The sequence below is a fragment of the Gemmiger sp. An50 genome (assembly GCF_002161595.1).
In the GTDB taxonomy this organism is placed as follows: domain Bacteria; phylum Bacillota; class Clostridia; order Oscillospirales; family Ruminococcaceae; genus Allofournierella.
This window is the reverse complement of record NZ_NFID01000002.1, coordinates 41,954-57,921: the sequence shown is the minus strand read 5'-3', so window position 1 is coordinate 57,921 and position 15,968 is coordinate 41,954. Positions and strand designations below refer to the sequence as shown.

The window sequence follows — 15,968 nt, the reverse complement described above, 5'->3', positions numbered from 1 at the left end:
GGTTTATACTGAAACTGTCAACAAAAACGTTTTCGAAATTCACTGAGATCCCTTCCGCCGGGGCGGCGTCCCCGGCGGGATACAAGCAACAGGAGGAGATATCGTATGTTAAAGAAAGCACTTGCTCTGGCAATGGCAGGCATTATGGTATTGTCCTTCGCAGCCTGCGGCGGCCAGTCGGCCAGCGGTGACGGCCAGGCCACCGGTGAAAAGAAGACCCTGACCGTGGGCATCTGGGGCGGCAACGACCAGGAGGCCGCCGCCATCAATCAGGTAAAGGCAGACTTCGAGGCAGCCAACAACTGCACTGTGGAGCTGAAGACCTACACCGACTACAACACCCAGATCCAGGCGGACTTCATCGGCAAGACCGCTCCCGATGTGTTCTATGTGGACGGCAACATGTTCCCCTTCTACAGCCAGCTGGGCGTGATGGAGCCCCTGGACCCGGAGGAGATGGGTGTGGATGCCTACTATGAGAACCTGATCGGTGCTTTCACCGCTGAGGATGGCACCATCTACTGCATCCCCAAGGATGTATCCACCCTGGCGGTTTACTACAACATCGACCTGCTGGAGAGTGTGGGCTACACTCCCGAGGATATCCCCGATACTTACGAAGATTACTTCGACTTCCTCACCGAGCTGCAGGCCAAGCTGGATGAGAAATACGGCAAGAACCAGATCGCGGCATGACCTACAACCAGGACCTGTCCCGCAACCTGCCCATCCTGCAGAACGGCGGCGCCGCTGTGTGTGACGCTGAGGGCAACTCCACTCTGGCCAGCGCTGGCGTGGTGGAGAACCTGGAGTTCATGCTGAACTTTGTGAACAACGGTCTGTGGACTACTCCCGCTGACCTGGGCCTGGGCTGGAACGGCGAGGCCTTTGGTACCGGCAAGGCTGTGATCATGAAGGAAGGCAACTGGGTTTACGGTACCCTGCAGAAGGACTACAGCGACATCAACTTCGGCGTAAAGGCCATGCCCAGCTATAAGGGCGTGGAGGCTTCCATGAGCTTCACCGTTGGCTATGCATCTTCGCCGGTTCCGAGAACAAGGAGCTGGCCAAGGAGTGGATCAAGTATGCCTGCGGTGTGGAAGGCATGACCACCTGGTGCTCCGGCGCCGGCTGCCTGCCCAGCCGTCCCGACGTGGCCGAGGCCATGGATGTGGAGAGCGATCCCGTTTGGAAGGTCCATTCGGAGATGACTTCCATCGCCATTCCCTGGCAGCTGGAGGACACCTGCTCCATCATCAACAGCGCCTGCCAGAACTTCCTGCCCCTGGCCGTGAGCGGCGAGCTGAGCGCACAGGAAGCGATGCAGCAGGCCAACAGCGAGATCGCAAACGCCGACTGATCGGAATCCTGAATCCCGCAAGTGCCCGCCGGTTCAAACCGGCGGGCCTTTTACGGAACAGAGTTTATCTGTGAACCGGCCAACAAAAAGGAGGAACTGCCATGTCGGGCAACACCAAAGCAGCGGCGAAGCCCCGTAAGCACACCAAAACGCAGCTGGCGGAATTCCGCCAGGGCTACCTGTTCTTGACGCCCGCCCTGATCGTACTGGGCATCTTCATCGGCGCGGCGGTACTGTTCGTGATCTATCTGTCCTTCCACAAGGTCAACCTGTTCACCGGCCAGTACACCTTCGTGGGTCTGGAAAACTACATGCGCCTGTTTTCCGACGGAATGGCCCGCACCGCGCTGAAAAACACGCTATCCTTTGCGGTGGTCGTGGTACCCATTCAGACCATTCTGTCCCTGATTATCGCGGCTGTGCTGGACAGCAACATCAAGGGCCGCTACACCTTCCGGACTATCTACTTTTTGCCCACCCTGACTTCCAGCAGTGCGCTGACCATCATCTTCATGTTCATGTTCAGCGTCACCGGCCCGGTGAATAACCTGCTCATTAAGATGGGCTTTTTGGAGACCGGAATCAACTTCCTGAACGATCCCAGCTTTGCGCTGAAGGTCATCATGGTCATGAACATCTGGTCCACCATTCCCCAGTATACCACCATGTACCTGGCCAGCCTGCAGGATCTGCCCGGCGGCATGTATGAGGCGGCAGCCATCGACGGCGCGGGCCCCGTCCGCCGGTTCTGGGCCATCACGGTGCCTTACTTAAAGCCCATCACCACCTACGTGCTGCTCACCAGCATCATCGGTACTCTGCAGATGTTCGACCAGGCCTACATCTTCTCCAACGGCTCCGGCGGCCCGGCCAACTCCACTTTGACGGTGTCTCTGCTGGTCTACCGCTATGCCTTCGGTACCCAGAACGCCATGGGCTACGCGGCCACCATGGCCATCGTGCTGGCTGTCATCATCATGATCGTGTCCTTCACCTCCGAAAAGCTTAACGCCTCGGATTCGGACTATTAAGGAGGCTGACCGGAATGAAAGCGAAACTTACTCCCGGGCGCGTTGCCCTGTATGTGATCCTCGTCGGCGCGGCATTCTTTACCCTCTACCCGTTTTTGTGGATGGTGTCCGCGTCCTTTAAGCCCCTGAAGGAGATCGTGGGCGGCAATATGTCGCTGATCTCGCCCAACATGTCGCTGGAAAATTACCAGTACATCTTCGGCCGCTCCTCGCTGTTCACCCGCTGGTTCTTCAACTCGCTGTTTGTCAGTGTGATCGGTACCATTCTGAACGTGTTCATCAACACCATGGCGGGCTACTCTCTCAGCCGGCTCAGCTTCCCCGGGCGGGATAAGATCCATCACCTGCTGCTGATGCTGATGATGGTTCCCGGTCAGGTGCTGCTGATCCCCAACTACCTGATCCTGCAGAATCTGGGCATGCTGGACAGCTTCACCGCCCTGATTTTCCCCTCGGCGGCCAACATTGCAAACATCTTTTTGATGCGTCAGTTCTTCATGAACTTCCCCAAGGATGTGGAAGAGGCCGCCAGCATCGACGGTCTGGGCCGCTATGCCCGTTTCTTCCGCATCAGCATGCCCCTGGCACGGCCCACCATTGCAACCCAGGCCATCTTTGTGTTCATGGGTTTCTGGAACAACTTTACCGCACCCATGCTCTACATCAAGAGCGAAACCAAATACACCCTTACCCTGGGCCTGCAGAGCTTCCAGAGCCAGAACGCAGGCACCATGTGGAACCAGGTGATGGCGGCGGCCTGCATCTCGGTGCTGCCCATCATCGTCATCTACCTGATTTTCAACCGATTCTTTTTAGTAGGAGTACGAATGGATGGAGAAAAATAATCTGAAAGCCGTTGTCTTTGATCTGGACGGCGTGCTCACCGATTCCGCAAAATATCACTATCAGGCCTGGAAGATGCTGGCCGACAAGCTGGGCATTCCCTTCGATGAGGAATACAACGAGAAGCTCAAGGGCGTTTCCCGTATGGAAAGCCTGGAGCTGATCCTGCAGAACGGCAATGCTCAGGATAAGTACACCCAGGAGGAGAAGGTGGCCATGGCCACCGAAAAGAACGAGTTCTACAAACAGCTGCTCCACCAGATCACCCCGGAGGACGTGCTGCCCGGTATCCACGATTTCCTGGAACAGCTGAAGGCCGCCGGCATCAAGACCGCCGTGGCCTCCGTGAGCCATAACGCGCCCTTCATTCTGGAGCGCCTGGAGCTGGACAAGTACTTTGACTACATCTGTGATGCGGCTCAGGTGCCCCGCGCCAAGCCCTTCCCGGACATCTTCCTGTCCGCCGCCCAGAACCTGGGCGTGGAGCCTGCAAACTGCATCGGCGTGGAGGATGCCCAGGCGGGCATCCAGGCCATCAACGCCGCTGGCATGATGTCGGTGGGTGTGGGCATCAAGAGCCAGATGCAGGAGGCCAAGCTGATCCTGCCCAGCACTGCCAAGCTGGAGTTGGGTATGCTGAAGGAATATTTTCAGCTGGCCTAAACCATAAAGGGGAATGAAGCCATGGAACGAAGCTGGTGGAAGGAAGCGGTCATCTATCAGGTGTACCTGCGCAGCTTTCAGGATTCAAACGGCGACGGCGTGGGCGACATCGGCGGCATCATCCAGCGACTGGATTATCTCCAGAAGCTGGGGGTAACGGTGCTTTGGCTGAACCCCTGCTACCCCTCGCCAGATGTGGACAACGGTTATGATATCTCGGATTACTGCGGTATCTCGCCCAAGTTCGGCACCCTGGACCAGTTCGACGAGCTGCTGCGCCAGGTGCATGCCCGAGGCATGAAGCTGATCATGGATCTGGTGGTGAATCATACCTCCGATCAGCATCCCTGGTTCCAGCAGAGCCGCAGCTCCAAGGAGAACCCCTACCGGGATTACTACATCTGGAGGAAAGGCAAAAATGGGGCCCCGCCCAACAACTGGGGCTCCCATTTCACCCCCTCGGTCTGGGAATATGACCCGGCCACCGACGAATATTATCTGCATCTGTTTGCCAAGGAGCAGCCGGACCTGAACTGGGAAAACCCGGAGGTCCGCCAGCAGGTGTGGAAGATCATGCGTTTCTGGCTGGACAAAGGGGTGGATGGCTTCCGCATGGATGTGATCAATCTTATCAAAAAGCCGGAGGGCCTGCCGGATTCCCCGCTGCCCGCCACCTGTGCGGAGGGCTATACCTTCGACTGTGACCTGTACGCCAACAACCCGGGGCTTACGGATTTTTACCGGGAAATGAAGCGGGAGGTGCTGGACCACTATCCGGTGATGACCGTGGGCGAGACCGCCAAGGTCACCCCGGAGTTTGCATTGGATTATGTGGGCGAGCCGGAGCGGCTTCTGTCGATGGTATTCCACTTCCAGATCGTGGAGCTGCGGGACAACTTCACCTGGGGCGGCTTCAAGGCCATCCAGCGCAAGTGGGTGGACGCGCTGTGGAGCAAGGGCTGGTCCAGCCAGTTCCTACAGAACCATGATCAGCCCCGTTGCGTGTCTGTGTACGGCGACGATGGGGAATACCACGTCCAGTCCGCCAAGATGCTGGGCACTCTGCTCCACACCCTTCCCGGTACGCCCTATGTGTACCAGGGCGAGGAGCTGGGCATGACCAACACCGCCTTCACCTCCATTGACCAGTACAATGATATCAACGCCAAGTTTGACTATCAGGAGCTGCTGGCCAAGGGCAAAACGCCGGAGCAGGCGCTGGCGGTACTGAACCGGTACAGCAGGGACCATGCCCGCACCCCCATGCAGTGGACCGATGGTTCGAATGCGGGCTTCACCGAGGGCCAGCCGTGGCTGATGGTGAACCCGAACTATCCGGCCATTAACGCAGAGCAGCAGGAAAACGACCCGGACAGCGTGTTGAATTACTACCGGGCTCTGATTCGGCTGCGCAAGGAGCATCCGGTGATGGTCTACGGGGAATTCCAAGAATATGAGCCGGAGCGGGAGGATGTATATCTGTATACCCGCAGCCTGGACGGCGAGCGCTGGCTCATCGCACTGAACCTGACCGGCCGGCCGGTGGAGGCAAAGCGCCCGGTGGAAGGGGAGTATCAGGTCCTGCTGGCCAACTACCCCGACCCGGACGTACAGGGCGAGAGCTTGCATCTGCGCCCCTGGGAGGCAGTGATCTGCTGCCTGTAATTATGGGAAAGTATTATCATAAATCGGCATAAAGGCAGCGCCCCGGCGGTGTTTCGGAACAACGAAACCCACCGGGGCGCTGCCTTTTCTGTGTGGCCAGAGTCTTGAAGGTCAGCGGGCCGGGTCCAGCTGGGCCCGCAGCTCCTGCACCGCCGCCTTTTCGATGCGGGAGACATAACTCCGGCTGATTCCCAGCAGCTGGGCCACCTGCTGTTGGGTCAGCGGGGGCTGGCCGCTCAGGCCATAGCGCAGCAGGATGACCTGACGCTCCCGGCCGGTAAGCTGCTGCACAAGCGTGCGCAGACGGCTGGATTCCTCCCGGAACTCGCAGTCCTCGTCCAGCAAAAAATCATCCGGTACCACATCCAGTACGGTCAGGTGGCTGCCGTCCTTGCTGGTCTGGATCGGCTCCTGCATGGAAAGAGTGAGTGGGGTTTTCCGTTCCCGCCGAAGGTGCATTCGAATCTCATTTGCTATCCTCACCCAAAGGACTGTTTGCAAAAGGCTTCTGAGGACCGTCCGGAACGGCTTCGCCTGATGCATCGGACGCCGGCTCCGGGCGGATCGCCGTGACGCTGAACTGCTCTTCATCCGGGGCCCCGAACAGCACCACATGGGCGTATTGGCCATCCCAGACCACTTTGCGCACCAGCATGCGGACTGCCGCCCGCTTTTGCTCCACGGACATGCGGTCAAGACTGCTTCGGAATACGGAGAGCACCTGCCGCGCGAGGCTGAATTCCGCATCGCTCAAAGCATGGCTTGCGTCCAGCGTTTTCTGCTTTTGGATGCGGGAACACAGCTCAGCACTTTGAACGTGCAGTTCCTCAATGCGCTGCTTCACATGACCGGCGGCGGTGCTGCCGCCAAAGTCCGCCAGTGAATCCACCAACATTGATATCTTGCGCGCTAGCTCTGCCTGCTGCCGCTGCAGTTCCTCCAGACCTTGTGCCGGTTCCTCCTGGTTTCCGGGATGGAAGCGTTTTCCTTTTTCCAGCAGGGCAAGAAAATGGGTGTCATCCGTATGCAGGGATTTGATCTGCTCCAGAACGGCGGCGTCCAGAAGATTGCCACTGACATTGCTCAGGCTGCAGAGGCTGCGTTTGCTGCGCTCCTTTCGTTTGCACACATAGCGGTAGACCGGCTTGCCGTCTGCTGCTGCCCGCTGGGTGAGCTTTGGGTACATCCGGCTGCCGCAGCGGCACCAGAGCAGCCCGGTGAGCAGGGCCTCATTGATGCGAGGTTTGCGATAGGCTTTCGACTGGTTACGCTCCAGCGATTCCTGAACCTGAATCCAGGCGCGGGCCGGGATCAGCCCCGGATGCTGCCCGACCGAGACGATCCACTCGCTGACCGGCAGTAGGACGGCAGCACGGCCCTTTTCCTGGTCGGTGCGATTGTAGGCCAGAATGCCCCGTACCCCGTCGAATTCCTCCGGAGAGGAAAAAAGCTCTGCCTGTTTTTCCTTGAAATACCGGTAAGCGTCCTGTTCGGCGATGAGATAGACCGGGTTTTGCAGGATATTCTTGATGGAGAACCGGGTGAAGTCGCGGCCGGTTTTGGTTTTGATATGCCTGCGCAGAAGTTCGGCTTCGGTCCGGGTGAGGGAATCGGTTTCTGCGTACAGCTGATAGATGATGCGGACGATGCCAGCCTCTTCAGGGAGAAGCTTCAACCTGCAGGCACGTTTGCTTTTGCCGTCCACCGTAACGGTCTCCACCGCCTCTGAGGTGTAGCCGGTGGGGGTGACGCCGCCCAGCCAGCGGCCGGTTTTGGCCAGCTCGTGCATATTGTCACGGATGCGCTCGGCAATGGTTTCCCGTTCCAGCTGACTGAATACCGACGCGATGTACATCATAGCCCGTCCCATGGGGCTGGAGGTATCGAAGCTTTCCCGGATGGACACAAAGTCGATTCCCAGCCGCCCCAGCTCTTCGATCAGGGCGGAGAAATCGCTGATGCTGCGGCTGATTCGGTCCAGCCGGTAGACCACCACGGTCCGGAACCGATGCTCCCGGGCTGCGTTCATCATTTTTTTGAAGTCCGGCCGGTTCAGATTTCCGCCGGAAAAGCCCTCGTCTTCAAAAACGATTGCCCGGTCGGCATAAGCATCGCCAAAGGCGGTGCGGATGTATGCCCGGCACATGTCCACCTGATTGCCGATGCTCTCTCCTTTGCCGGTGAACCGGGATTTGCGGGAATAAATGGCGATGGTATCGCTGTTCTTTTCCATGGTCTTACCTCCTTTTTAGAAATATAACGTGGAGACGAAAAAGGATAGACCAGGCTGAAGACAAGACAGGCGGAGCGGCGTTATTAAAGAAGAGACGATTCGGAAACAGACAGGATGGCTTGCCTGTATTTCCGATTTGCGGTATAGTGGAATCAAAACAAATCAGAAATGGGGTGCTGTGATGTGGCTTGTAAAGCTGCCCTTTAAGTTGATCGCTGTAGTGTTGATGCTGGTGGTTGGGACCATTGGCGTTTTATTGAAAATCACTTCCGGCCTTTCCCATGTTGCGCTTGGATTGCTCATGTTTTTGCTGTTTATCAGTGGAGTGATCGCTGCATTTCAGGGGAACTGGCCAATGGTGGGCGGGGTTTTTGTGGCAGAAGTGATCTGCTTTGCGGCTTCCCTGGCCGCGTCGCTTTTGGTGGAAGTGGTAGATGGCATCTTCGGCGGATTGGTGGACTTTATCTATTCCTGAGACTTTCAATACTTACAAAAGGCCCCGGCCACATGGTTCGTTCCATGCGGCCGGGGCCTTTCGGTATAAAAGACAGGCTGTGCATAATAGGATGGAATCAGACGAAAAGGCGAGGAGGGGAACGAAATGAGAACCAGCGCGCCCATCGAGGTGATCGTGCATTGCCCCAAAAATGAAGCGGATGAAAGGGAACTGGCCCGGCGGGCAGCAGAACTTCACGCGGATTTTGTGATGAATGCCATCGAAAATCTGGACTGTTCGGCGAATCAAAAGCAGGAACTGTTGTGGGCAATCAAGGATATGTATCGTTCAAAGCGATAGAGAACGTGATGCTTGTTTTCATCATTGATAAACTGACGAAAAGCAGACCGAAGCGGCCCCCGCTGATTGTCAGGCGGGGGCCGCTCGTGCTATGATAAGGCTATTGGAAATTGAGCAAAAGCAAACCGCCAGGTTCGGCGTGCAGGGGAGGAAAAACACATGGTGTTTCTGATTGCGGGGGCATCGCACACGGGCAAGACTGCTCTGGCCCGGCGGCTCGTGGAACAATACAAAGCCAACTGCCTGTCCATCGATCATCTGAAAATGGGCTTGATCCGCAGCGGCTACACGTCGCTTACCCCCACCAGCAGCGATGAGGAACTGACAGGCTATCTGTGGCCGGTGGTGCGGGAGATGGTGAAGACTGCCATTGAAAACGGGCAGGATCTGATCGTGGAGGGCTGTTACATCCCCTTCGACTGGGTAAAGGATTTTGCACCGGAATACCGTTCGCGAATTCGTTACCGCTGCCTTGTGATGAGCGAGGGCTACATCCGCACCCATTATGAGGACATCAAGGCCTATGCCAATGTGGCGGAGCAGCGGCTGGATGATTCCGACTGCACCCTGGAAAGCCTGCTGCGAGACAATGCCCATACGCTGGAAATGTGCCGTAAATACGGCGTGCCCTATACCCTGATTGAAAACGATTACCGGATAGACATTTGATTCGATGCACCGCAAGGAGGTGGCTGTATGCCCCTGCATATTGTTCGAAATGACATCACCACCATGAAGGTGGACGCCATCGTCAACGCTGCCAACGAGAGCCTGCTGGGCGGCGGGGGAGTGGATGGAGCCATCCACCGGGCTGCCGGGCCGGAGCTGCTGGCGGAGTGCCTCACCTTGGGCGGCTGCAAAACCGGCTGTGCCAAGTTCACAAAGGGCTACCGGCTGCCCGCCCGCTTCGTGATCCATACCGTTGGTCCCATCTGGCGGGGCGGCGGCCATGGGGAACGGGAACTGCTGGTTTCCGCTTACCGCTCCTCGCTGGCGCTGGCGCTGGAACAGGACTGCCGCACGGTGGCCTTTCCGCTGATCTCCTCCGGGGTGTATGGCTATCCCAAGGACCAGGCTCTCAAGGTGGCGGTGGATACCATCGGTGACTTTCTGCTGGCCCATGACATGACGGTTTACCTGGTCATTTTCGACCGGGCGGCCTATACCATTGGCAGCAGGCTCTTTGCGGACATCGCCGCATACATTGACGACCGCTATGTGGAGCAGCGCACCGAAAGCCGGGAAGAGGAGTACCGTCGCGCCATAGTCTTCGCCTGCGCGCCGGCAGCGGCGCCGGGTGTGCCCGAGGGCCTGAACCGGGCGGTGGAGCGGATGGACGAGAGCTTTTCCCAGATGCTGCTGCGCAAGATCGACGAAAAGGGCATGACCGACGCCCAGTGCTACAAAAAGGCCAACATCGACCGCAAGCTGTTTTCTAAGATTCGCTCGGATGTGCATTACAAGCCCTCCAAGCCCACGGCCATGGCCTTTGCCATCGCGCTGGAGCTGCCGCTGGACCAGGCGCGCCAGCTGCTGGAAAAGGCGGGCTTTGCCTTTTCCCACGCCAGCAAGTTCGATATCATTGTGGAGTATTTCATCGCCCACAAAAACTACAACATTTTCGAGATCAACGAGGCTCTGTTTGCCTTTGACCAGAGCCTTCTGGGCGGCTAAGCCCGGGAAAGGAGAATTACGATGCCCCGTATGGATGTGACCGAAATGTCCTTTGCAAAGCTATATCCTCTGCTGGTGACCAAGGCCGAAAAGAAGGGCCGCACCCGCCAGGAGGTGGACCAGGTGACCGGCTGGCTCACCGGCTATACCCCGGAGCAGCTTGCCGCCATGGAACAGAGCGAGATCAGCTACGGCGAATTCTTCCGCGCCGCGCCTGCCATCAATCCCAATTGCGCACTCATCACCGGTAAAATCTGCGGCGTTCGGGTGGAGGAGATCGAGGACCCGCTGATGCGCCAGATTCGCTATCTGGACAAGCTGGTGGACGAACTGGCAAAAGGCAAACCCATGGAGAAGATTTTGCGGAAATAATCGCCGCACATGATTACAGGAGCGTGCAGCAATGAAAGAAATTCGGAAAAAGCGGGCGGTTGCCGTTCGAGGGTGCCACGGAAAGGATGTGATGTGAACCAAAAGAAAGGATGAAAACCATGAGTTATATCCCAGACCCCAATCAGGTCTTTCCCAACGAATACAAGACCTCTTGTTTTATTAAAAACGTGGTCAAAGCACCCAATATCATCATCGGAGATTACACCTATTACGATGATGCCCAGGACCCCACCGGTTTTGAAAAGAACAATGTATTGTTCAATTATCCGGAGTTTGGCGACCATCTAATCATCGGCAAATTCTGTGCCATTGCTTCCGGAACCAGGTTTATCATGGGGCCCGCCAATCATCGGATCAGCAGTGTGACCACCTACCCGTTCCATGTATTTGGCGGAGCATGGCAGGAAAATACTCCGCCCCATATGGATCAGCTCCCCCGAAAGGGTGATACCGTGATCGGGAACGATGTATGGATCGGGCGGGAGTGCGTCATCATGCCGGGTGTGAAAATCGGCGACGGCGCAATCGTGGCCGCCTGTTCTGTGGTGACCGGAGATATTCCGCCGTACACAGTGTTTGGGGGCAACCCGGCCCGTTTCATCAAGCAGCGATTCGATGAAGAATTGACGAGCCTGCTGGTGCAATTCCGCTGGTGGGAGCTTGCACCGGAGGCGCTGGTGGAGGTGCTGCCGATGCTCTGTGACCCGGACCTGGAAAAGGTGAAAGGGCAAATAAAGGCAAGACTCACAAGCAAAGAATAAACTTGTCGCCCATCAGGCGACCCCGGAAATATAAAATCCCCCTATACTGTGCTTGTAACCAAAACAACACAGTATAGGGGGATTTGTTTATGAAAAAGAATTTGACCGAACTGGTGTTCATTCTGGACCGCAGCGGTTCCATGCAGGGGCTGGAGGCCGATACCATCGGCGGCTTCAATTCCATGCTGAAAAAGCAGAAGAAGGGGCCCGGCGAGGCGCTGGTCTCCACCGTATTGTTCGACGACCGGGTCGAGGTACTCCATGACCGGGTACGGGCGGACCGGGTGAAACCCATCACTGACCGGGAATACTATGTGCGGGGCTGCACCGCGTTGCTGGATGCAGTGGGTGGAGCCATCCACCACATCGGAAACATCCACAAATATGCCCGGCCGGAGGATGTGCCGGAGCACACCCTTTTTGTCATCACCACCGACGGCATGGAAAATGCCAGCCACCGCTATTCCGCCCGTCAGGTGCGCCAGATGATCCGGCGGCAGAAAAAGAAGTATGGCTGGGAGTTCCTCTTTTTGGGCGCCAACATCGACGCGGTGGAAACGGCAGGGCATCTGGGCATTGGCGCAGACCGGGCGGTAAATTACCATTGCGACAGCGCGGGCACCCGTCTGAATTATCAGGTTCTGGCCCAGGCGGTGTCGGCGGTACGGTGCAGTGCCCCGCTGGACGAGCACTGGAAGGACGCTATCGAGGAGGATTTCCGCAAACGAGGTGTACGCCGGTAAGGTGTGCGGATGCTTTGCGGCGTGTGCTATAATAAAGAAAAATCCACCGCAAAGGAGGAGCCGCCATGCAGTTCGATCAAGCGCTTCTGAAAACCTACCGCAACCTTTTGCAGACCACAAATTTGCAGAAGGCCTATCAGGAATGGCTTCGCGTGTTCCGGTATCTGCGCACCACATTGGAACAGCAGCTGCCGGACTACCGGTTTCAGGGCAGCGTAAACGAAAACGGCATGGACTATGCTTATTTTTCCTTCGCCGATTCGCTGCTGAAAGAGCAGGGCCTCAAGCTGGTGGTCGTGTTTGTCCCCGAACGCTTTCAGCTGGAGGTGTGGCTGTCCGGTGTGAACCGGGCCGCCCAGTGCCGCTGGGCGGCTCGTCTGAGCAACTGCACGCCACCCATGAAACAAAGCGAGAACCCGGCCTGCACGGATTATCTGGTGCGGCTTGCGGTCGAAGCTGATCTGACGGATGGGGAAGTCGTTGTGCAGGCAGTGAAACAGGCGGCGGAACGGCTGCGGGCGTTCCTTTTGCTGAAATAATAAAAGAGCCGGAGCTTCTGAGAAATGGCAGAAGCTCCGGCATTTTTATAGGGGGTGAACAGGACTTCGCCTGCGTTTTCCGTCCGGCTCGAAGGGAAGTCCTGAACCGGGTAAGGAAATCAGGGGAGCTCTTTCGGCTTTTTGGGGGAAATGGTATTTCGAAGACCATGATGCAGCTGACTGTAATTTACCGGCAGATCTACGGCCAGCAGGATTTTGGCAAACCAGACAAAGGCCATCAATACCAGAATCGGGATGACGCAGCAGGTCACCAGCATGACGGCCAGTGCCTCGATAAAGCGGTTGACCATTTCACCGGCCTTGTCGGTAATGCCGGAAACTGCATTGGAAACGCCCTCGGTCACCGAGGAAACCAGGCCGGACCAAAAGCCCTCCTCGGATTCGATGGTGGTGTTTGTGGTGCTCTCGATTTCTTCGGCGGTTGAAGTGGCGGTTTCAATGGTCGCCTCAATGGATGCCTGATAGGTGCTCTCGATCATGTTGGAGAGCTTGACGCTGGCGGGAATCAGAAGGAAGATCAGCAGCCCGAAAATAACGAGCTTCGACGCCAGCAGCCGAAGGCTCTCCCAGTCGAATAGAATGTATACCACATAAAGTGCGCATGCCACCGGAATCAGCAGCGAAAAAGTGATGGAGCCGGTGATGGTCAGCAGGTATTTTTCCAGGAAAATCGCGCACAGGACCAGCAGAAAATGCGAACTCAGGTCGGCAAGCTTGTCAGCGATTGGGGTAGCCACATCGCCGGGAATCAGCGTGATCGCCGCCGAAACGGTTGCCGAAGCGGCGGACAGTTCCAGCACGGTGGTCTGCTTTTCCTCCAATGCGGCGAGGGTGCCTTTGTGGAAATCGGCAGACGAGGCAAAACCGGACAGCAGAAAAATGGACAACACCGCAATCAGCACAGGGATTATGATGTGCAGGCTTTTCTTTTGTAATGTTTCTTTCATGATTGACGCTCCTCTTTTTTGACTGCTTCCATTTGCAGTGTATTCCGGCAGGCAGCTTTATTGTGTTTGTCACCTCCATGAGACTGTCTGCTCTCATAATGATCTTTGCAATTTTCGCGAAGCATGCACAGGCGGCCGCAAATTAATATCCGCCTGTATGAAATGCATTCCGCATCCGTTCCAGCCCGGTGCCCAGACCCTCGAAGCCTGCGCAGCGGCTGGGGCGGGTGTTCACCGCGTGATCCAGCAGGGGCTGGGTCTGGCTGGCAGTGTCCAGGCACAGGTCCAGTGCAAGTACATCCTCCCAGGCACGGTTAAGAAAGGCCACCTCCCGGCGGCCATGGGTGCGGGTGAGGGCGATGCTATTAGCCCGGCGCAGATATTCCTCGGTCTGAATCGGCGAAAATCCGGCGGCGGAAAGGCTCTCAGTCAGCCCCTGGCGGAACAGGCCGGGCAGGTCCGCCCACTGGAAAGGTGCAGCGTCGTAGTACACAAAGGTGTAGCGGGTGTGGCAGTGGACCGCCAGCAGGCATTTGCGCCCCCGCAGGTCGATGCAGTGCAGATCCCAGCAAAAACGCCGGTCCGGCTCAATGCCGTAGCCCGGCGTCTTTTGTTTCAAAAAGCGCTGCAGTGGAAAGGTCAGTCCCAGCTCCATCACTGCACCTCATGGGGAATCAGAATTTTTTCTACCCGGATCGTCCCCTCCGAGACCTCTGCCATCATCATGGTGATTTCCTGATGAAAGCGGCGGGGGCCGCAGGAGCCGGGATTGAGCCAGAGCACACCGTCTTTTTCCTCCTGCACGTATTTATGCGAGTGGCCGAACACCACCACATTCACGCCGGAAAGGTCGGCGGGCAGCTCTTTTTTGTTGTGAACCATGCAGAAGGTCACGCCGCCCAGCGTGACGGTCAGGTCGTGGGGAATGGACTCGGCCCACTCCTTGTCATTGTTGCCCCTCACCACGTACAGCGGCGCGTACTGCCGCAGCTGGTCCACAATGCTCTGCTTGTTGATATCGCCACCGTGCAGGATGGCGTCGGCGGTTTCCAGCTGTTCCAGCACCCCCGGCCGAAGCAAGCCGTGCGTATCGGAAAGAATAGCAAGTCTCATCGTTTCATTCCTCCCTCACATGCGGCTTGGATCTCCTGGTAAAACCGGCGGGCATTTTCCATATCCTTTTCATTCGGGTGGCCCTTGGCGATGCCGCCCACCAGCTTGAAGGGGCCGAAGGTATCAAAACCCTTGCAGCTGAATTCCCCCAGCACCGGGCAGTTCTTTTCGGCAGCGATTTCCGCCATGGTCTTCGCACCGTTGCCCTTTGCGCCGCCGTAGGTGTAAACGAAGAACACCGGCTTGCTTTGGGGCAGCTGCTGGTGGGCGAATTCCACCACCGCCTTCTGAAATTCAAAGCCATAAATACCGGAGGCAAAGCCCACACAGTCGTAATCCGCAAGGGCGGCCTTCTGTTTGGTCACGTCGATCAGGTCGATGTCACCCACATCGGCCATGGCCTGCAATACCTTCAAAGTGTTGCCATGGTGGCGGGAGTAGTAGCAGATGGCGGTTTTCATAAATCCTTCCCTCCTTGCAGGGTCCAGCCGAAGTCGTTGTGGTAGATCATCTGGCGGGTCATGCCGCCGTCGATGCAGATGTTTTCACCGGTGATGAAACTTGCCTTGTCCGAGCAGAGGAACAGCACCATGTTGGCGATGTCCAGTGGGTTGCCCACCCGCCCGGCGGGGTGCTGGTCTGTGTCCGGGCCTTGGTACACGGTATAATCCGTGTCGATCCAGCCGGGGGAGATGGAGTTCACCCGCACCCGGCCCGCCAGGCTCACCGCCAGCGCATGTGTCAGGGAAGAAATGCCTCCCTTGGCCGCGGTGTAGCTTTCGGTCTGGGGCTGGCTCATCCGGTCCCGGGAGGAGGAGATATTCACGATGGCTGCCCCGGGCGCAAAGTGGGGCGCAAACAGTTTGGTCAGATAAAAGGGCGCAGTGACGCCCACCCGCAGCGCATAGTTGAACTCCTCATAGCTGCATTTGTCGATGCCCTTCATCAGGGGCAGGGCGTTGTTGATGAGATAGTCCACATGGCCGTGGTCGGCGATGACTTTTTGCGCAAAACGTTCCAGCACGGACTGGTCGGCAATATCACCCACGAAATAATCATTCTCCAGCAGGTCGATGACGCATGCCTGAGCGCCCGCCTTGCGGAATTCCCCGGCAATGGCCTTGCCGATGCCCTTGGCTCCGCCGGTGATCACCGCTACCTTGTTTTCAAATTCCGGCATGGGAAA

22 protein-coding genes are annotated in these 15,968 nt (G+C 57.2%); 15 read left to right on the top strand and 7 right to left on the bottom strand.

Annotated elements, in window-relative coordinates:
- Positions 1 to 105: 105 nt before the first annotated feature.
- From B5G03_RS02360 to B5G03_RS02330, 7 genes are all read left to right on the top strand, one after another.
- Positions 106 to 696 (top strand): ABC transporter substrate-binding protein, encoded by a 591-nt coding sequence (locus B5G03_RS02360; protein ID WP_087180201.1) that lies wholly within the window; start codon positions 106 to 108, stop codon positions 694 to 696.
- On the top strand, positions 693 to 1,109 hold the full coding sequence (locus tag B5G03_RS02355) for a type 2 periplasmic-binding domain-containing protein (protein ID WP_087180200.1): 417 nt from the start codon (positions 693 to 695) through the stop codon (positions 1,107 to 1,109). The genes B5G03_RS02360 and B5G03_RS02355 overlap by 4 nt, the downstream gene beginning before the upstream one ends.
- The gene (locus B5G03_RS02350) at positions 1,037 to 1,360 is read left to right on the top strand and encodes a hypothetical protein (protein ID WP_140401625.1); all 324 of its coding nucleotides are present in this window, start codon (positions 1,037 to 1,039) and stop codon (positions 1,358 to 1,360) included. The genes B5G03_RS02355 and B5G03_RS02350 overlap by 73 nt, the downstream gene beginning before the upstream one ends.
- Before the next feature lie 101 nt (positions 1,361 to 1,461).
- The gene (locus tag B5G03_RS02345; RefSeq protein WP_087180198.1) at positions 1,462 to 2,391 is read left to right on the top strand and encodes a carbohydrate ABC transporter permease; all 930 of its coding nucleotides are present in this window, start codon (positions 1,462 to 1,464) and stop codon (positions 2,389 to 2,391) included.
- 14 nt (positions 2,392 to 2,405) lie between these two features.
- The gene (locus tag B5G03_RS02340) at positions 2,406 to 3,236 is read left to right on the top strand and encodes a carbohydrate ABC transporter permease (RefSeq protein WP_087180197.1); all 831 of its coding nucleotides are present in this window, start codon (positions 2,406 to 2,408) and stop codon (positions 3,234 to 3,236) included.
- Positions 3,223 to 3,897, top strand: a complete 675-nt coding sequence (pgmB, locus tag B5G03_RS02335) for a beta-phosphoglucomutase (protein ID WP_206423593.1) — start codon at positions 3,223 to 3,225, stop codon at positions 3,895 to 3,897. Before B5G03_RS02340 ends, pgmB begins: the two co-directional genes overlap by 14 nt.
- A 21-nt stretch (positions 3,898 to 3,918) precedes the next feature.
- Positions 3,919 to 5,562, top strand: a complete 1,644-nt coding sequence (locus tag B5G03_RS02330) for an alpha-glucosidase (RefSeq protein WP_087180196.1) — start codon at positions 3,919 to 3,921, stop codon at positions 5,560 to 5,562.
- Positions 5,563 to 5,673: 111 nt separating this feature from the next.
- On the opposite strand, the gene B5G03_RS02325 is transcribed toward B5G03_RS02330, so the two are convergent.
- Both B5G03_RS02325 and B5G03_RS02320 read right to left on the bottom strand, forming a co-directional pair.
- Entirely contained in the window at positions 5,674 to 6,021 is a 348-nt protein-coding gene (locus tag B5G03_RS02325) for a sigma-70 family RNA polymerase sigma factor (RefSeq protein WP_242962265.1), read from the bottom strand.
- 7 nt (positions 6,022 to 6,028) lie between these two features.
- A complete protein-coding gene (locus tag B5G03_RS02320; RefSeq protein WP_087180194.1) occupies positions 6,029 to 7,795 on the bottom strand; it encodes a recombinase family protein in 1,767 nt (588 codons plus the stop codon).
- A 181-nt stretch (positions 7,796 to 7,976) separates the two neighbouring features.
- Between B5G03_RS02320 and B5G03_RS02315 the strand changes: the two genes are divergently transcribed.
- The 8 genes from B5G03_RS02315 to B5G03_RS02280 all read left to right on the top strand — a co-directional run bounded on the left by B5G03_RS02315 (position 7,977) and on the right by B5G03_RS02280 (position 12,701).
- Positions 7,977 to 8,270, top strand: coding sequence for a hypothetical protein (locus B5G03_RS02315; protein ID WP_087180193.1), 294 nt, complete (start codon positions 7,977 to 7,979; stop codon positions 8,268 to 8,270).
- 126 nt (positions 8,271 to 8,396) lie between these two features.
- Positions 8,397 to 8,591, top strand: a complete 195-nt coding sequence (locus tag B5G03_RS02310) for a hypothetical protein (RefSeq protein ID WP_087180192.1) — start codon at positions 8,397 to 8,399, stop codon at positions 8,589 to 8,591.
- Positions 8,592 to 8,750: 159 nt separating this feature from the next.
- Positions 8,751 to 9,260 (top strand): zeta toxin family protein, encoded by a 510-nt coding sequence (locus B5G03_RS02305; RefSeq protein WP_087180191.1) that lies wholly within the window; start codon positions 8,751 to 8,753, stop codon positions 9,258 to 9,260.
- A 27-nt stretch (positions 9,261 to 9,287) separates the two neighbouring features.
- On the top strand, positions 9,288 to 10,265 hold the full coding sequence (locus B5G03_RS02300) for an O-acetyl-ADP-ribose deacetylase (RefSeq protein WP_087180190.1): 978 nt from the start codon (positions 9,288 to 9,290) through the stop codon (positions 10,263 to 10,265).
- A gap of 21 nt (positions 10,266 to 10,286) precedes the next feature.
- On the top strand, positions 10,287 to 10,637 hold the full coding sequence (locus B5G03_RS02295; protein WP_087180189.1) for a DUF2200 domain-containing protein: 351 nt from the start codon (positions 10,287 to 10,289) through the stop codon (positions 10,635 to 10,637).
- Positions 10,638 to 10,756: 119 nt separating this feature from the next.
- Complete coding sequence (locus tag B5G03_RS02290; protein WP_087180414.1) at positions 10,757 to 11,419, top strand: CatB-related O-acetyltransferase; 663 nt, start codon at positions 10,757 to 10,759, stop codon at positions 11,417 to 11,419.
- Positions 11,420 to 11,508: 89 nt separating this feature from the next.
- Complete coding sequence (locus tag B5G03_RS02285; RefSeq protein ID WP_087180188.1) at positions 11,509 to 12,162, top strand: vWA domain-containing protein; 654 nt, start codon at positions 11,509 to 11,511, stop codon at positions 12,160 to 12,162.
- A 65-nt stretch (positions 12,163 to 12,227) separates the two neighbouring features.
- Complete coding sequence (locus B5G03_RS02280) at positions 12,228 to 12,701, top strand: DUF7000 family protein (protein WP_087180187.1); 474 nt, start codon at positions 12,228 to 12,230, stop codon at positions 12,699 to 12,701.
- Between the two features lie 119 nt (positions 12,702 to 12,820).
- Here the strand turns inward: B5G03_RS02280 and B5G03_RS02275 are convergent, their stop codons facing one another.
- The 5 genes from B5G03_RS02275 to B5G03_RS02255 form a co-directional block, all read right to left on the bottom strand.
- Complete coding sequence (locus B5G03_RS02275) at positions 12,821 to 13,669, bottom strand: hypothetical protein (RefSeq protein ID WP_087180186.1); 849 nt, start codon at positions 13,667 to 13,669, stop codon at positions 12,821 to 12,823.
- Between the two features lie 142 nt (positions 13,670 to 13,811).
- Positions 13,812 to 14,324: a DUF6933 domain-containing protein gene (locus tag B5G03_RS02270; RefSeq protein WP_087180185.1), complete on the bottom strand. Its 513-nt coding sequence runs from the start codon at positions 14,322 to 14,324 to the stop codon at positions 13,812 to 13,814.
- A complete protein-coding gene (locus B5G03_RS02265) occupies positions 14,324 to 14,782 on the bottom strand; it encodes a metallophosphoesterase family protein (protein WP_087180184.1) in 459 nt (152 codons plus the stop codon). The genes B5G03_RS02270 and B5G03_RS02265 overlap by 1 nt, the downstream gene beginning before the upstream one ends.
- Entirely contained in the window at positions 14,779 to 15,243 is a 465-nt protein-coding gene (locus B5G03_RS02260; protein ID WP_087180183.1) for a flavodoxin family protein, read from the bottom strand. The genes B5G03_RS02265 and B5G03_RS02260 overlap by 4 nt, the downstream gene beginning before the upstream one ends.
- Positions 15,240 to 15,962 (bottom strand): SDR family oxidoreductase, encoded by a 723-nt coding sequence (locus B5G03_RS02255; protein WP_087180182.1) that lies wholly within the window; start codon positions 15,960 to 15,962, stop codon positions 15,240 to 15,242. Before B5G03_RS02255 ends, B5G03_RS02260 begins: the two co-directional genes overlap by 4 nt.
- Between the last annotated feature and the right edge of the window lie 6 nt (positions 15,963 to 15,968).

What these genes read in the sequence shown, in the direction of transcription:
- B5G03_RS02280 (WP_087180187.1), top strand. Translation starts at nt 12,228, where the DNA reads ATGCAGTTCGATCAAGCGCTTCTGAAAACCTACCGCAACCTTTTGCAG.
- B5G03_RS02255 (WP_087180182.1), bottom strand. Translation starts at nt 15,962, where the DNA reads ATGCCGGAATTTGAAAACAAGGTAGCGGTGATCACCGGCGGAGCCAAG.
- B5G03_RS02290 (WP_087180414.1), top strand. Translation starts at nt 10,757, where the DNA reads ATGAGTTATATCCCAGACCCCAATCAGGTCTTTCCCAACGAATACAAG.
- pgmB (WP_206423593.1), top strand. Translation starts at nt 3,223, where the DNA reads ATGGAGAAAAATAATCTGAAAGCCGTTGTCTTTGATCTGGACGGCGTG.
- B5G03_RS02305 (WP_087180191.1), top strand. Translation starts at nt 8,751, where the DNA reads ATGGTGTTTCTGATTGCGGGGGCATCGCACACGGGCAAGACTGCTCTG.
- B5G03_RS02295 (WP_087180189.1), top strand. Translation starts at nt 10,287, where the DNA reads ATGCCCCGTATGGATGTGACCGAAATGTCCTTTGCAAAGCTATATCCT.
- B5G03_RS02330 (WP_087180196.1), top strand. Translation starts at nt 3,919, where the DNA reads ATGGAACGAAGCTGGTGGAAGGAAGCGGTCATCTATCAGGTGTACCTG.
- B5G03_RS02300 (WP_087180190.1), top strand. Translation starts at nt 9,288, where the DNA reads ATGCCCCTGCATATTGTTCGAAATGACATCACCACCATGAAGGTGGAC.
- B5G03_RS02275 (WP_087180186.1), bottom strand. Translation starts at nt 13,669, where the DNA reads ATGAAAGAAACATTACAAAAGAAAAGCCTGCACATCATAATCCCTGTG.
- B5G03_RS02360 (WP_087180201.1), top strand. Translation starts at nt 106, where the DNA reads ATGTTAAAGAAAGCACTTGCTCTGGCAATGGCAGGCATTATGGTATTG.
- B5G03_RS02355 (WP_087180200.1), top strand. Translation starts at nt 693, where the DNA reads ATGACCTACAACCAGGACCTGTCCCGCAACCTGCCCATCCTGCAGAAC.
- B5G03_RS02265 (WP_087180184.1), bottom strand. Translation starts at nt 14,782, where the DNA reads ATGAGACTTGCTATTCTTTCCGATACGCACGGCTTGCTTCGGCCGGGG.
- B5G03_RS02270 (WP_087180185.1), bottom strand. Translation starts at nt 14,324, where the DNA reads ATGGAGCTGGGACTGACCTTTCCACTGCAGCGCTTTTTGAAACAAAAG.
- B5G03_RS02315 (WP_087180193.1), top strand. Translation starts at nt 7,977, where the DNA reads ATGTGGCTTGTAAAGCTGCCCTTTAAGTTGATCGCTGTAGTGTTGATG.
- B5G03_RS02325 (WP_242962265.1), bottom strand. Translation starts at nt 6,021, where the DNA reads ATGCACCTTCGGCGGGAACGGAAAACCCCACTCACTCTTTCCATGCAG.
- B5G03_RS02345 (WP_087180198.1), top strand. Translation starts at nt 1,462, where the DNA reads ATGTCGGGCAACACCAAAGCAGCGGCGAAGCCCCGTAAGCACACCAAA.
- B5G03_RS02260 (WP_087180183.1), bottom strand. Translation starts at nt 15,243, where the DNA reads ATGAAAACCGCCATCTGCTACTACTCCCGCCACCATGGCAACACTTTG.
- B5G03_RS02310 (WP_087180192.1), top strand. Translation starts at nt 8,397, where the DNA reads ATGAGAACCAGCGCGCCCATCGAGGTGATCGTGCATTGCCCCAAAAAT.
- B5G03_RS02340 (WP_087180197.1), top strand. Translation starts at nt 2,406, where the DNA reads ATGAAAGCGAAACTTACTCCCGGGCGCGTTGCCCTGTATGTGATCCTC.
- B5G03_RS02285 (WP_087180188.1), top strand. Translation starts at nt 11,509, where the DNA reads ATGAAAAAGAATTTGACCGAACTGGTGTTCATTCTGGACCGCAGCGGT.
- B5G03_RS02320 (WP_087180194.1), bottom strand. Translation starts at nt 7,795, where the DNA reads ATGGAAAAGAACAGCGATACCATCGCCATTTATTCCCGCAAATCCCGG.